The organism is Corynebacterium kefirresidentii, from assembly GCF_016599755.1.
GTDB classification, from domain to species: Bacteria; Actinomycetota; Actinomycetes; order Mycobacteriales; family Mycobacteriaceae; genus Corynebacterium; species Corynebacterium kefirresidentii.
On record NZ_CP067012.1, the window covers coordinates 2,038,200 to 2,052,518 of the forward strand.

General features: G+C 58.3%; 13 protein-coding genes. 6 read left to right on the plus strand and 7 right to left on the minus strand.

All coding sequences use genetic code 11. From position 1 onward, the window contains the following. Window positions 1-8 precede the first annotated feature (8 nt). Complete coding sequence (locus I6I12_RS09785) at window positions 9-260, minus strand: hypothetical protein (protein ID WP_200288081.1); 252 nt, start codon at window positions 258-260, stop codon at window positions 9-11. Next, window positions 257-1,933: a nitrite/sulfite reductase gene (locus I6I12_RS09790; protein ID WP_200288083.1), complete on the minus strand. Its 1,677-nt coding sequence runs from the start codon at window positions 1,931-1,933 to the stop codon at window positions 257-259. The genes I6I12_RS09785 and I6I12_RS09790 overlap by 4 nt, the downstream gene beginning before the upstream one ends. Before the next feature lie 252 nt (window positions 1,934-2,185). Between I6I12_RS09790 and I6I12_RS09795 the strand changes: the two genes are divergently transcribed. After that, the gene (locus I6I12_RS09795; protein ID WP_023020764.1) at window positions 2,186-3,541 is read left to right on the plus strand and encodes an FAD-dependent oxidoreductase; all 1,356 of its coding nucleotides are present in this window, start codon (window positions 2,186-2,188) and stop codon (window positions 3,539-3,541) included. Here I6I12_RS09795 and I6I12_RS09800 read toward each other — a convergent pair. Then, window positions 3,538-4,905: a phosphomannomutase/phosphoglucomutase gene (locus I6I12_RS09800; protein ID WP_200288085.1), complete on the minus strand. Its 1,368-nt coding sequence runs from the start codon at window positions 4,903-4,905 to the stop codon at window positions 3,538-3,540. The genes I6I12_RS09795 and I6I12_RS09800 overlap by 4 nt on opposite strands. A 54-nt stretch (window positions 4,906-4,959) precedes the next feature. After that, window positions 4,960-5,379 carry a DUF3499 domain-containing protein gene (locus I6I12_RS09805; RefSeq protein ID WP_034656272.1) on the minus strand — a complete coding sequence of 140 codons (420 nt, stop codon included), beginning with the start codon at window positions 5,377-5,379 and terminating at the stop codon, window positions 4,960-4,962. 143 nt (window positions 5,380-5,522) lie between these two features. Here I6I12_RS09805 and I6I12_RS09810 point away from each other — a divergent pair, with 143 nt between their 5' ends. Beyond that, entirely contained in the window at window positions 5,523-5,993 is a 471-nt protein-coding gene (locus I6I12_RS09810; RefSeq protein WP_023020761.1) for a metallopeptidase family protein, read from the plus strand. Window positions 5,994-6,073: 80 nt separating this feature from the next. Here the strand turns inward: I6I12_RS09810 and I6I12_RS09815 are convergent, their stop codons facing one another. From I6I12_RS09815 to I6I12_RS09825, 3 genes are all read right to left on the minus strand, one after another. Then, the gene (locus I6I12_RS09815) at window positions 6,074-6,322 is read right to left on the minus strand and encodes a WhiB family transcriptional regulator (RefSeq protein WP_005528147.1); all 249 of its coding nucleotides are present in this window, start codon (window positions 6,320-6,322) and stop codon (window positions 6,074-6,076) included. A gap of 567 nt (window positions 6,323-6,889) precedes the next feature. Then, window positions 6,890-7,984, minus strand: coding sequence for a mannose-1-phosphate guanylyltransferase (manB, locus tag I6I12_RS09820; protein ID WP_023020760.1), 1,095 nt, complete (start codon window positions 7,982-7,984; stop codon window positions 6,890-6,892). 100 nt (window positions 7,985-8,084) lie between these two features. Continuing rightward, on the minus strand, window positions 8,085-8,984 hold the full coding sequence (locus tag I6I12_RS09825; protein ID WP_023020759.1) for a glycosyltransferase family 2 protein: 900 nt from the start codon (window positions 8,982-8,984) through the stop codon (window positions 8,085-8,087). A 124-nt stretch (window positions 8,985-9,108) separates the two neighbouring features. Between I6I12_RS09825 and I6I12_RS09830 the strand changes: the two genes are divergently transcribed. From I6I12_RS09830 to I6I12_RS09845, 4 genes are all read left to right on the plus strand, one after another. Next, window positions 9,109-10,740, plus strand: coding sequence for an LCP family protein (locus I6I12_RS09830; RefSeq protein ID WP_200288087.1), 1,632 nt, complete (start codon window positions 9,109-9,111; stop codon window positions 10,738-10,740). A 25-nt stretch (window positions 10,741-10,765) separates the two neighbouring features. Next, window positions 10,766-11,431: a TIGR03089 family protein gene (locus I6I12_RS09835; protein WP_200288089.1), complete on the plus strand. Its 666-nt coding sequence runs from the start codon at window positions 10,766-10,768 to the stop codon at window positions 11,429-11,431. 43 nt (window positions 11,432-11,474) lie between these two features. After that, window positions 11,475-12,212, plus strand: a complete 738-nt coding sequence (locus I6I12_RS09840; RefSeq protein WP_049359436.1) for a sulfite exporter TauE/SafE family protein — start codon at window positions 11,475-11,477, stop codon at window positions 12,210-12,212. Window positions 12,213-12,713: 501 nt separating this feature from the next. Then, complete coding sequence (locus I6I12_RS09845) at window positions 12,714-14,105, plus strand: hypothetical protein (protein ID WP_200288091.1); 1,392 nt, start codon at window positions 12,714-12,716, stop codon at window positions 14,103-14,105. Window positions 14,106-14,319: the final 214 nt, after the last annotated feature.

Below are 14,319 nucleotides of genomic sequence, written 5' to 3' on the forward strand. Positions count from 1 at the left end.
GGGCATCCTTAAGCCTTTAGCGCCGTGGTATGGCCGCGGCGGGCAAGCGAGCGCTTCAGTGCTTCGTTGGAGGACACGGCCGGTGCAGGGACTACCGGGGCATCGTCCTGGCCGTGGAAACGCACGGAGAAAATCCGCAAGCATTCCTGGCATTTCCAGGCAAAGTCGTCTTCCTCATCCGGAAAGAGGTCGGTTCCGGCGCAATATGGGCAGAAGCTGGGATGGTTGCGGTTGGGATTGGGCTGGCGGCGAAAATTCACTGCAAGTCCTCCTCAGCTGCGCGCAAAACCCAGTGGCGGAACTGCTCACCTTCCTCGCGCTGCTCCTTGTATTTGTTGACCAAGCGGATGACGTACTCGGGCACCTCATCGGCCACGACCTTGTGGCCACGCAGCTTGCGGCCCCAGTCCGGAGACAGGCCAAGGGCGCCGCCTAGATGGACCTGGAAACCCTCGACGCGGTTGCCCTCGGAATCAGTGACGATCTGCCCCTTCAGGCCAATGTCTGCTACCTGTGAACGCGCACAGGCGTTGGGGCAGCCGTTAAGCGCGATGGAAATCGGCACATCCAGATCACCCAGGGTGTCTTCCAGGATGTCCACCAACTCGATGGCGCGGGCCTTGGTGGTCACGTGCGCGAGCTTGCAAAACTCCAGCCCGGTGCAGGAAATGACGCCACGGCGAAACTCGGATGGCTGGGAATACAGTCCGGTCTCGTCGAGCGCACGGGATAGGCTCGGGATGTCCTCTTCATCGACGTCGAGGAAAAGCAGCTCTTTCATCGGGGTAGTGCGAATACGGCTAATCCCAAATTTCTCAGCCACGTCTGCGATAGCGATGAGCTGTTCGCCGGTGGCATGGCCCACGGTAGGCTTCACGCCCACGTAGAACTTGCCGTCCTTTTGGCGGTGCACGCCAAGATGATCGCGAGAGCCGGGCTCGACTTCCAACGGGACGCCATCCAGCAGCGGCTCATCTAGGTATTCCTCTTCCAACACCTGGCGGAACTTTTCAATGCCCCACTTAGCCACCAAGAACTTCAGGCGGGCTCGGTTTCGATTACGGCGGAAGCCGTAGTCACGGAAGATGCCGACCACACCGGCCCACACCTCAGGCACGCGTTCTAGGGGAACCCAGGCGCCGAGGGACTGCGAGAGCATCGGGTTAGTAGAAAGGCCTCCGCCAACAAAGCAATCGAATCCAGGGCCGTACTCTGGATGGTTCACGCCTACGAATGCGACGTCTTGTATCTCGTGTGTGACGTCTTGACGGGAGTTGCCAGAGATGGCGGTTTTGAATTTGCGCGGTAGGTTATGGAACTCCTCACGCGGCAGATAGTTATTTTTGATCTCTTCAATGGCCGGGGTGGCGTCAATAATTTCATCTTCTGCCACGCCCGCGACAGGCGAGCCCAGGATAACGCGGGGCACGTCGCCGCACCCCATAAGCGTGCTCAGCCCCACCGACTCAAGCTTGTCCCAGATGGTGGGCACATCCTCGATACGAATCCAATGCAGCTGGATATTTTGGCGGTCCGTGAAGTCCGCGGTAGAGCGGGCATAATCACGCGAGATCTCACCCACAGCGCGCAGCTTGGCGGGATCGGCGCGGCCACCATCGAAGCGCACGCGCATCATGAAGTACTCATCCTGCAGCTCAGCGTTAGAAAGCTTGGCGGTCATCTCACCGCCCAAGTTTTGGTTGCGCTGGGTATAAAGGCCCAACCACTTGAACCGAGGAGCTAGGTCATCAGAAGGGATCGAGGAAAATCCTTGCTTGGAATAGATATCGATGACGCGCTGCTTGGCAGAAAGCCCACCATCCTCCTGCTTAATTACCTCATCGTTATTGAGGGGCTTGGTACCGTCAATCTTCCATTGGCCTTCGGGCTTCTTGGCGCGGGGAGTGCGCTTGGTATTAGTCGCGGTGGTCATGGTGTAGATCTCAACCTGCCTTTCCTAAGTATTGAAAGACAACCTACCCGTCTAAATCAGACAGACAAAGCGGTCTTTTTTATTTTCAAGTAAAAAATCGCCATAACCTGCGCAAAAGTCAGAATAATTTTAGAAACTAATTCTTAGCCTTGCCGCAATCTAGACCAGACGGTTCAATTGCCAGAAAGATAAAGCTAAGAAAATGAACCCAGCGGTCTAGCCCCGCGAGAAAGAGAAAGGCCTTCGCACAACATGAATCAGCCCTTAAAAGTAGCCGTGATCGGTGCCGGTCCAGCCGGCATCTATGCCTCCGACATCTTGGTAAAAAAGACCGGTGGTGAGGTACAGATTGACCTCATTGAGCAGATGCCCGCCCCCTTTGGCCTCATCCGTTACGGCGTAGCACCGGACCATCCGCGCATTAAAGGCATCATTAAATCCCTCCACCGCGTACTCGATACGGAGCAGATTCGCCTGCTGACCAACGTGCACATCGGCCGGGATATCACCGTCGATGAGCTGCAGCAGCATTATGATGCCGTGGTCTTTGCCACCGGCGCCGTGGGCGACCGCCACCGCGATATCCCCGGCGCGGACCTCGACGGCGTGCATGGTGCCGGCGAGTTCGTGGGCTTCTACGATGGCAACCCGCGCTTCGAGCGCAATTGGGATCTTTCCGCCACAGAGGTCGCAGTCATCGGCGTGGGTAACGTGGGCCTTGATGTCTCCCGCATCCTGGCCAAGACTGGTGACGAGCTCAAGGTGACCGAAATCCCCGATAATGTCTACGATTCCCTGGCCCAGAACCAGGCCGAGACCGTGCGCGTCTTCGGCCGCCGCGGCCCGGCGCAGGCCAAGTTCACCCCGCAGGAGCTCAAGGAGCTGGACCATTCCGAGTCCATTAATGTCGTGGTTTCCCCGGAGGACATTGACTATGACGAGGCTTCGCTGGCCGCGCGCCAAGAAAGCAAGTCCACTGACTTGGTGTGCCAGGTGCTCGAGCAGTACGCCATTCGAGATCCGAAAAAGGCACCGCACACCCTGCAGATTCACCTTTTTGAGCAGCCGGTGGAGATCATGGGTAAGGACGGCAAAGTCAGCGGGATTAAGACCGAGCGCACCGCCCTTAATGGGGATGGCAGCGTGCACGGTACCGGGAAGTTCACCGAATGGCCGGCGCAGGCGGTCTATTTCGCCACCGGCTACCGCTCCGATGCGGTCGATGGCGTGCCCTTCAACCAGGACAAAAACGTCATCAATAACGATGGTGGCCATGTCATCGATGCGGCCGGCAAGGTAGTTCCGGGCCTGTACACCACCGGATGGATTAAGCGCGGGCCAGTGGGGCTCATTGGCAATACCAAGTCCGATGCCACGGAAACGATTGGCATGCTGCTTGCCGACGCCGCCTCCGGCACCCTCCCCTCCCCTTCCAGCGACGCAGATATCACCGAGGTCCTTAGCGAGCGGGGAATCGAATACTTGACGTGGCAAGACTGGCAGCGTTTAGACGCGGCCGAGCGCGCACTGGGCGAACGCGAGGGCCGCGAACGCAAGAAGTTCGTGGAGTGGGAGGACATGGTCTCCCACTCGCGCGCCGAGGTTTAACGGCGGATGATGGCGAGGACTTCGTCGACGATGGCCTGAACTTCGTCGGCGGTCTTTGCCTCTACGTTGAGGCGTAGCAGCGGTTCCGTATTGGAGGCGCGTACGTTAAACCATGCCTCGGTTCCCTTGAGCTCGACGGTCACACCATCCAGCTCATCGACGGACTCAATTTTATCCGCCAGCTCATCCAGCACTGCCTGGGTAGCGGCTTTCTGATCCTCCACGGTGGAATTGATCTCACCAGAGGCTTCATAGCGGGAGTATTCTGCCATGAGCTCGCTTAGCGGCTTATCGGACTGTCCGAGCGTTGCCAGCACGTGCATAGCGGCAAGCATGCCGGAATCAGCATTCCAGAACTCCTGGAAGTAATAGTGCGCGGAGTGCTCACCGCCGAAGGCGGCCTTGTGCTCAGCCATCTGCGCCTTAATGAAGGAGTGACCCACGCGGGTGCGCACTGGGGTGCCGCCCTTTTCCTTGATGAGCTCCGGCACGGTCTTAGAGGTAATCAAGTTGTGGATGATGGTAGCGCCGGGGAACTTATCCAAGTAGCGTCCTGCCACCAACGCGCAAATGGCAGACGGGGAAACAGGCTGGCCTTTTTCATCCACGACGAAGCAGCGGTCCGCATCACCATCAAAAGCCAAGCCAATATCGGCTTTCTGCTCCACGGTGAACTTCTGCAGATCCACCAGGTTCTTCGGGTCCAGCGGATTAGCCTCGTGGTTCGGGAAGGTACCGTCAAGTTCGAAGTACAAATCACGAACCTCGAAAGGCAGGCCATCGAAGACAGCCGGCACGGTGTGGCCACCCATACCATTGGCGGCATCTACAGCCACGACGAGAGGCTTGGAATCCTCCAACGGCACCAGCTTGCGTAGGAAGTCCGCATAGCCAGCCAGAATCTCCTGCTCTGCAATCGCACCTTCAGTGCCGGTGTACTCAGGGGTGCCTTCAATAAGCATCTGCTTAATCTTCCCCAAACCAGTCTCCTGGCCCACAGGCACTGCGCCGGCACGACAGAGCTTAATTCCGTTGTACTTGGCTGGGTTGTGGGAGGCGGTAAACATAGCGCCCGCGCACTCCAGGGAACCAGCGGCGTAGTAAAGCTCGTCGGTAGAGGTCAGCCCCAACAGGGTCACATTGAGGCCCTGCGAGGTCACACCCTCAGCGAAGGCGCGCGCCAAAGACGGTGAGGAGGGACGCATATCGTGGCCGACGGCCACGGTATTTTCGCCTTCCTCACGCAAGATGGCGGCAAACGCAGCGCCCGTATCGCGCACGAAGTGTTCATCGATGTCTTCGCCCACCACGCCACGGACGTCATAGGCCTTAATTACTGCATCAAGCTGCTCACGAGTTCGCATACCCAGCAATAGTACTCTCGCCCGCAGGGAAACTACTGCACTGCGGGGTCCGTGTCAGTCCAGTTCCGATTCCGCCGGCGTTATTTCATCGGGTACAACCGAAAGGTGGGCACGGCGGGCCTTTTTGGCATAAGCCACGCGACGGGTACGAAAGACCGGGTGATTCGAATTAGCTGGGTCAGCGCCATCAAAGGTCGCGGAATAGTCGATAGGGTCTGCCCCCGAACCGGCGCTACCGTCATCGACCAAGCCGGTGGTCACGCGGCCGTCTTCCTTGACCGCTTCTGCCAGGGCCATCAGATCGTCTTCCTCATCCAGCTCGATGCGATCGACGCGCACCAGCTCCCAGCCCACCGGAGCCGAGATGCGATCGCGGTGCGTGGCGCACAGGTCCCAACTGTGCGGGTTCTCTTCTTCCGCCAGCGGGCCGACCACGGCCGTCTGGTCCGCGTACGCATAGGTCAATGTCGCCACGGCGGGGCGGCCGCAGCCTGGGCGGGAGCAATGGCGAGAAATAGTCACAGCGCATAAGTCTAAACCCTTAGTTGAGATTTAGATAGTCTTCGCCCCGGCGTGGCTCCGCTAAATCCAGACCACCTGCGCCTTAGAATCAGGGCATGACCGCCGCTCGCCCGCACATCCGCCCCGCCCGCGACCGACACGGCCACGGCATGCGCGGACCCCTCCTCCCCCAGCAGACTCCGCGCTACCGCAGCGCGCGCGAGCACTTCGACATGGCCGTCTTGGAGGCCTATGCCCCCATCCAAAACTCCTTCGCCCCGCAATTGCGTGGCCTCGACCTAGCCGTAGACACCATTCCGCGCATGCGGCTCTCACCCGATATGACCGTGCTCCCGGATGAGATTATCGCCGATGGGCCGGTCCCCCTCGGGCGCGTGGTTCCTGCCGGCGTAGACTCCGCCGGCCACCCCACGCGCGCCCGGTTGGTCATTTTCCGCATGCCCATCGAGCAGCGCGCTTCCACCCCGTCCGAGCGTTCCGAGCTTCTAGGTACGGTTATTACCGCGCTCGTGGCGAATTATCTCAACTTGGACCCGGAGGAAGTGGATCCACGCTATAGCTGGTAGCCACCTTCACGATATGACCCAGCAGAAAGGCCCTGGGCCGCACGTCATGTGCTTGCCCGGGGCCTTTCTGGACACCTTAATTATCCAATCTCGCGCTTGAGGCGGCGGCGCTCACGGTCCGATAGCCCGCCCCAAATACCGAAGCGCTCGTCGTGCTCCAACGCGTACTCCAAGCATTCATCACGCACCGCGCAGGCCTGGCAAATGCGCTTAGCCTCACGGGTAGAACCTCCCTTTTCAGGGAAGAATGCTTCAGGGTCCGTCTGCGCGCACAGCGCTTGGTCCTGCCACTCCTGCTCGACGGCACCGAAGAGTTCATCGAGTGACATCTCTGCAGCAGCACCGCCACGGAGAATGGCGTTGTTATTAGCCATTTTGTCCACGCCTTTTCCTTTCTCCGAGGTTGGGTAATTCTAATCAGTGCAACCGACCGTACACCACATTCCCTTTGGGTAACCCCGCTGGGCCGGTGTGGAAGTAACGGCGTCGGCCGCTGTTTCTTTCACTGATGTAATTTCACACCGGATCACTAAATATCGTCAACCCGAATTAGCGGCTTCTTCGCACTTTTCGGCAAAAACGCAGCACACGATCCCCACGCGTCACATCTGTAACAACTACTCCCCACCGGGGGTATAGGTAGGGGGTACTACATGTAGTGGCACCCCGTTTTTCTGTCAACAATTTTCAGAAAATTCCGGCGTGTCGCGCGCACAATCTCTCAAAGAAGGGATCTACGTACTCAGCAACGCTGCACAGATTTCGCATTATGGTGGCAACCTCAGAAGGACGGACTGAGTAATTCCGCATGAAAAAGGCCGAACCAAAGACGCATTTTCCTCAGTTCGGCCTGTCCTGGTTGGACTTATCGCAGTTCCTAGCCCACGGCAGGAGCGTTAAGCATCGGAGCTAAAACGCACTCCAGCGTCCGGGATGGAAACGCCGGGGAAGACACGCATGCCGTCGAGAAGCTCGCAGCGCGCTCCAATGTGGGCGCCCTCGCCAATGACGCAGTTTTCAATGACCGCGTTGGCGCCAATATGTGCGCCGGAGGCAATAATGGAGTTATGAATGATGGCACCTGGCTCAATGCGTACGCCATCGAAGACGACGGTGCCCTCGAGGCGAGATCCGGCGCCTACCTCGGAACCACGGCCCACGGCAGTACCGGACAGCAGCAGCACGCCACCAGCGATGCCGGCCGAAGGATCCACCAAGGACTCGCCGGTCTTGCCTTCAATCAGCGGGGAAGGCGCAATGCCGCGCACCAAGTCCGACGATCCGCGAGTGAAGTCATCTGGGCGGCCCATGTCGCGCCAGTAGGAGTTGTCCACGTGACCGACAACGAGGCGACCCTCTGCCAGCAGTCCCGGGAAAGTCTCGCGCTCGACAGAGACGACACGATCGGCCGGAATAGACTCGATGACCGAACGCTTGAATACGTAGCAGCCGGCGTTGATCTGGTTGGTCGGCGGGTCCTCAGTCTTTTCCAAGAAGGCGGTTACCCGACCATTGGAATCGGTAGGCACGCAGCCGAAGGCACGAGGATCAGCCACGTTGAGCAGATGCATGGTGACATCGGCGTCCTTGTCATGGTGCGTGGTGAGGATTCCCTCCAGGTCCATGCCGGACAGCACATCGCCGTTGAAGACCATGACGGTGTCATTGCGCAGCTTGTCGTAGACATTGCGGATACCGCCGCCGGTACCGAGTGCGGTCTCTTCCACCACGTACTCGATCTCCAGGCCTAGGTCCGAACCGTCGCCGAAGTACTCCTCAAAGACCTCAGCCTTATATGAGGTAGACATGACCACGTGCTCGATGCCGGCGGCCTTGATGCGGGCGAGAAGATGCTGCAGGAACGGATAGTTGGCCGTCGGCAGCATCGGCTTCGGTGTACCGATGGTTAGTGGACGCAGGCGGGTACCGCGACCGCCAACGAGAATCACTGCATCCGTGCTGGCACCGTGGGTGGTGACTGCTTCAGTCATAGTCTTCCTTATGTATGCAGACAGTTTTATTCGGTGATTTTCTGAGGGACAGTGTAGAGCTTAAAAGCGCAATCTAGGTCAACGGCACGCGCACCGCGGCCTAAGAACCTGCCGATGCCGAGGCAATTAACCCACGCACCCGCAGCCCCAGCCACAGTGCACCACGCAATGGGGCCTGCCACCAGGCGGGGTGGCGGTCTGCTTGGAAGCGGTAGGCGGAGTCATGGTGAGCGCGTAGCATGGCGCCGGCGTGCGCTTGTGTGGAATGCCCCTTGGCGTGACTGATGACTGCTTCTGGGCAGAAAATGTTTTGGTAGCCGGCACGCGCGAAGCGATCGCCTAGATCTACGTCTTCGAGGTACATGAAGTAACGCTCATCAAATCCGCCGATGGCTTCAAAAGCCTCCCAACGCACAAGAAGGCAGGAACCAGATAACCAACCAGCCGGCCGCTGCGTAGTCATATCGGTTTCATTGCGATAAGCGCGCGACCACGGATTAGAGGGCCAGATCGAGGAAAAGAGGGCGTGCCCAATGCCGGTGGCGACGGTAGGCACGGCACGGGCAGAGGGGTAATTGGTGCCGTCCGGCTCTACTATGCGCGGGCCCACGGCCGCAGCGTCCGGCCATTTGCGGGCACACTCGATGAGCCGATCGATAGATCCCGGTCTAAAGGCAACGTCCGGGTTGGAAATCAGGAAAAATTCCTCATCTACTCCGCCGCGCTCGCGGGCGAAGCGGGCACCGGCGTTCATGCCAGCGCCATAGCCGATATTCCCGCCGGTATCGAGGAAATCTACCCCGGCGCGCTCGCGGGCGGCAGCCTCGGGAACACCGTCGGTAGAGCCATTATCCGCAAGCACCACCTTGGTGCCGCGGGCGTACGCACTCGGCAGGGAGTCTAAAAAACTACCGAGGTATTGTCCGGGACTATAAGTCACGGTGATCACGGCCAGTGGGAGTTGAGTTGGAGTAGTCACAATGGCCACGAGCTTAGTCACAAGCACTCCTCGCGCTGGGCAGGGACACTGCCCGAACACGCGAAATCGGACGCGGATCACTAATTTTTTAACGTTCTGCCCTAAACTGTCTCCAGATCCCCACCAATCTAGAAAGCCTCCACTTGTGACTTCTGAGAACACTCGCCGGGCGCGCACCATTCAGCCGGCGCCCTCTGCCGCTAGTGCGGTAAAGCAAAAAGGTTCCACGGCCATAAAGACGATCGTAGCCCTGCTATCCGCCCTGATCCTGGTGGTATCTGGCGTGGGTTATGCCACCGTCGGCCGGCTTGATAATGGTATGTCTTCTGCCAAGGACTTGTCCTTAGGCGGCAAGGGACTTTCCGGTGACTCGCTCGATGGCGCGGTGGATATCTTGCTGGTGGGCAAGGATTCGCGCACCGATGCTAAGGGCGATCCCCTCTCCGATAAGGAACTAGCAGACCTGCACGCCGGCGTGGCCGATGGTGAGGAAAATACCGACACCATGATGCTCATCCGCGTTCCGGAGGATGGTTCCCGTGCTACCGCCGTGTCCATTCCGCGCGATACCTATGTTAAGGATCCGGAGTACGGCAATATGAAGATGAATGCTGTCTTCGCCTCTCACAAGAACGCCAAGGTGGACGAGCTCAAGCAGGAAAACGCAGAGGCAGAAGCAAAGGGCAAAAAGAAGCCGCACTCGGATAAGGACATCGAAAAGCAGGGCGTCGAGGCCGGCCGCGAAGGGTTATTGGCCATGGTGCGGTCCTTGACCGGTGCGTCCATCGACCACTACGCGGAGGTGGGCCTGCTGGGCTTTACCCTGCTTACCGACGCCGTCGATGGTGTCGAAGTCTGCCTCAATGATGACGTCAATGACGATATGTCTGGCGCTAAGTTCAGCAAGGGCAAGCAGACCCTCGATGGCGCCAAGGCCCTAGCCTTTGTGCGCCAGCGCTACAACCTGCCGCGCGGCGACCTCGACCGCATCGTGCGCCAGCAGGCTTTTATGGCTTCCCTGGTCAATAAGATCTTGGACAATGACACCCTGGCTAATCCCTCCAAGCTTTCCAAGATTGCCAAGGCGGTGGAACGCTCCGTAGTCATCGATGAGGGCTGGGACATTATGGGCTTTGTTACCCAGCTTGCCGGCCTGGCAGGCGGCAATGTCACCTTCACCACCATCCCTGTTACCTCCATCGACGGCCAGGGCGATTATGGCGAATCTATCGTCACTATCGACGCCGCCGAGGTTCACCGTTTCATGGACGATTTGGCTAAGTCCCACGATGAAGCCACCGATGAGGCCAAGGCCGAGGATAAGGACAAGCAGAAAAAGGCGGACAAGGACAAGGACGTCGATGCTAATATCAATATCCACGTCCTCAACGCCGGCAATATTGACGGCCTAGCTTCCGGCATCGGCTCTTGGCTTGAGGGCAAGGGCTATACGGTAGAGCGCTCCGCTAACGCGCAACCGGGCATCTACAGTGAGTCGCAAGTGGTAGCCGCTGATCCGACGAGCAAGGAGGCGAAAGCCCTAGCCAAGAAACTGGGTGGCCTGCCGGTGGCAGAGAACCCGCAGCTCGATAATGACACCCTCATCGTCGTGGCTACCGATGACTACCAGGGCCCCTCCGATAAGGAGGCCAGCGCCCAAGAGCCGGAGGAAGACAAGTCCAGCCAGCCGGTAGGCACCCCGGGCGATGACTTCGGTACCGCCAAGGTTTCCCCAGAAATCGACGCCGGTGGCGATGGCCCGCGCTGCGTGAACTAGCACTTCTCCCCTACGATGGGCGAGTATGGAACTACTCGCCCATCTTTTGCATGCCGATGCCGCCTCTCCGCGCCTTACCGTATATAACGAGACCACCGGCGCACGCATGGATTTTTCCGGGCAAACGCTCGACAATTGGGTAGCGAAGATCGCCAATATGCTGGAAGAAGAGCTCGACCTAGAGGCAGATTCCACCATTGCCATCGATCTGCCCTCCTCGTGGCAAGCGGCCGTTGTGGCCTTGGGTGCGCTCGCCTCCGGCCCTTCCTATAGCTTTGGCGAGTCTGCCGCGCTTGCCGACGTCGTCTTTACCTCCCCCTCCCGCTACCCCGCCGCCCATGATCGTCAACCCCAAGCCGATATCGTGCTCATCAGCGAGGACCCCTTTGGCCGCGGCGTCGTAGAATCCGGCGGCGATCTACCCACTGGCGCTATTGATTTCGGCCCTACCGTGCGCTTCTACGGCGATCAGTACTTTGGTGAAACCCAGCCACTGCCGCAACTCGTCAATACTCCTGCGAGCGCCGAGCGCCTGCTATCTACCGGCTGGTCTGATAATGAGTCTTTTTCCCGCGCCGTGCTCGAGCCCCTCGCCGCGGGAGGTTCCGCCGTCATCGTTGCCGGCGTGTGCCCAGCAGAGCGGTTGGAGGAAATCGCCTCCAATGAGAAAGTGACAGCTCGCCTTTCCTAGGTTTAGTCGGCAGGATTGAGCCCAGATACACTTAGCACTCGTTATGTTTCTGGGAATCTCCGCGGACGCATGGTCCTATATCTTCATCGGCCTCCTCATCCTTGCCGGCACCATCACTCAGGGCGCCATCGGTTTTGGTTTAGGGACCATTGCCACGCCCATCATCGCGCTCATTCGACCTGAGCTGCTACCCACGCTCATTCTGCTGCTCGCGTTGTGCATTTCTAGCTATACGCTATCGCGCTCCTACCGCGAGACTTCTTGGCGCGTGGTGGGAATCTCTTCTCTTGCCCGCATCCCCGGTTCCTTAATAGGCGCTTGGGCAATCGCGAGTCTGTCCCCTGATGGATTATCCATCTTCATCGGTTGCGCCGTACTCTTTGCCATGACCCTATCCAGTTTGGGATGGAGCCCGCGGCCGACCACCCTCAATACGCTCATCGCCGGCGTAGCCTCCGGCATCCTGGGCACCTCCACTTCCATAGGCGGCCCGCCCATGGCGTTGATTATGAAGCGTTTTGATCCGAACCGTACCCGCGGCACTTTGGCGGGCACCTTCGTCCTCGGAACCTTAATTTCTCTTATAATTTTGACCCTCAATGGACAGATCAGCAGCACCCAAGTAACCGCTGCGGCGGCCTATTTCCCCCTTATTGTCATTGGACTTATCGCAGCGAACTACCTCAACCGATTTATAGATAGGAAACTGCTCAACCGCATCGTCATCATTGTGGCCATCTCTGCAGCCCTCATGCTGATCGTCGAATCCGCCCTCTTCTAGCCCTGCACCCCACCCTCTTCGGAACATCCTGGACAGTTCCGGTTGCGAAAAGCACCAACCTCTGCCATGTAAACGCCTATAACTTATGACATGTAACATTCACGCGCAGGCATTTTATAACCACCTTTCACCCGCTTAAATGCAGCGTACGACGCATATAGTGGTACGCCCGTAATTTCCCTACAAGACTCGTACGTCAATTTTGGGAGAGGCAGAATACCCCCACACGGGGGTATTCCAATTCGCTCCAAATAGGAATTGTATAGACATCTATCCATCAATAATTTTTGACGCACTATCGACCACTTAGCAGGAACAAGACCTAATAAACAGCTTGGTCTATATGAAGTATATCGCTCCTTCTGGAGGCAAAATATATAGACATCTAAGAGATGACGTAACTTTAAGCGTGTTTTAGCGTTTTCTTAGCGCAACGTCGAGTGTTGCTGGATTTCATTCATAAGTTCATTCATTTTCTACCTGCATTAGGAGAAGTTCTAGATGTCGATTCGTCGTCGCATGACCGGCTTGACCGCCGGCCTCATCGTCGCCGGCACCGCATTCGCGGCACCGCTGGCTGGCGCCACCACCCAGACCGAGTCCTACCCGGAAACCCCGGCGCTGAACCCGGATCTGCCCATCATCCACACCACCCACGGTTCCGACCACATGAAGGCGAACGTTCTGAACCCTCGCCCGGTATGTAACCCGTGGGAGGACCACCGCACCGTGGTCTACAAGGTTTCCGATCGCTTCCTGCCGGCCGGCACCATCTCCACCACCAACCAGACCAAGAAGGACATCCCGCTGCAGCAGGATCTGTCCAAGTCCCAGTCCATCTCCGTTTCCGTCAACGGTGACCGCACCGAGACCACGTCCATGAACCTGGGCGGCAAGGGCTCCGGCAAGAATGCTGAAGGCTCCGCAGGCATCTCCCACGAGATCGCAACCAAGATTGGTGCTAGCGCCTCCTACTCCCTGTCTTGGGAGGCTGGCCAGTCCATCGGACCTTACGACGTTCCGCCAAACCACACCGGTGAAGCTACCTACGGCTTCCGCGTGCTGAACATGACCGGTACCCAGCAGTACTGCAAGCCAAACGGCACCTGGTCCACCCCGACCGCTTGGAATGCAATGCAGCCGGTTAAGAACGAAGTTCGCGTCAAGCTGTACGACAAGCTGTCTGATTCCTACGCTCCTAACAAGGATGCCCAGAACACCACCGACGTCAACGACCCGAAGGTTGTGCAAGAGGACAAGAACCTCGAGGCTGACGCAGAGGTAATCAAGGACACCGAGGGCACCGCCAAGGAAGATGCCGAGAAGGTTTCTGAGGCAGAGGGCAAGAACGAAGAGGCTGCTGACAAGAAGAAGCAGGAAGAGGTTGATGCCAAGGAGGACAAGAAGGACTCCAAGCACAAGCTCGACCTCGAGCCTTACATGACCGTTTCCGGCGCTAAGCACGCTGGCTTCGCAGGCACCGTTGCAGTCCGCGCCAAGAACGTTGGCTCCGAGCGCTACTACGGCGAGTTCCCAGCTACCCAGTTCCGCGTTGATGTGAAGACCGCCAAGGGCCCGAAGGGCGTTGACCGCCTCATCACTCCGCGTTCCTCCAAAGGCGCTCACATCCGTGACCTGGGCTTCAACGAGAAGACCTCCACCCGCTCCTTCGAGGTAACCCTGGCTAACCCGATTAACGCTGGCGAGGAGGCTCGCATTGCGAACCTGGACTTCGGCGATGGCAAGACCAAGGAAGGCCGCCTCATCAATAACATCGAGGTAACCCAGACCTCCCGCATCAAGGGTGATGACTCCAAGTACAACGACCAGAACGTTGATTCCCGCGAGCACACCTTGAATGACTTTGGCAAGAAGGCTGAGGGCCTGTTCTAAGAACACCTCACTTCTGCCCTAGGAATATAGTTTCCTAGCCCGTCTCAAACAGAAGGCCGCCGCACCTCCCATGGTGCGGCGGCCTTCTTCTTGTCCATTGGCCGACCCACCTCCAACTTTGTATCCTTGACCGGTACGTCATGCCTTCTCGAAGGGAGTTTTATAGAGACTAAAACACCAATCCCACCCTCTCCTTCTTTCTTTAAGGTGATGA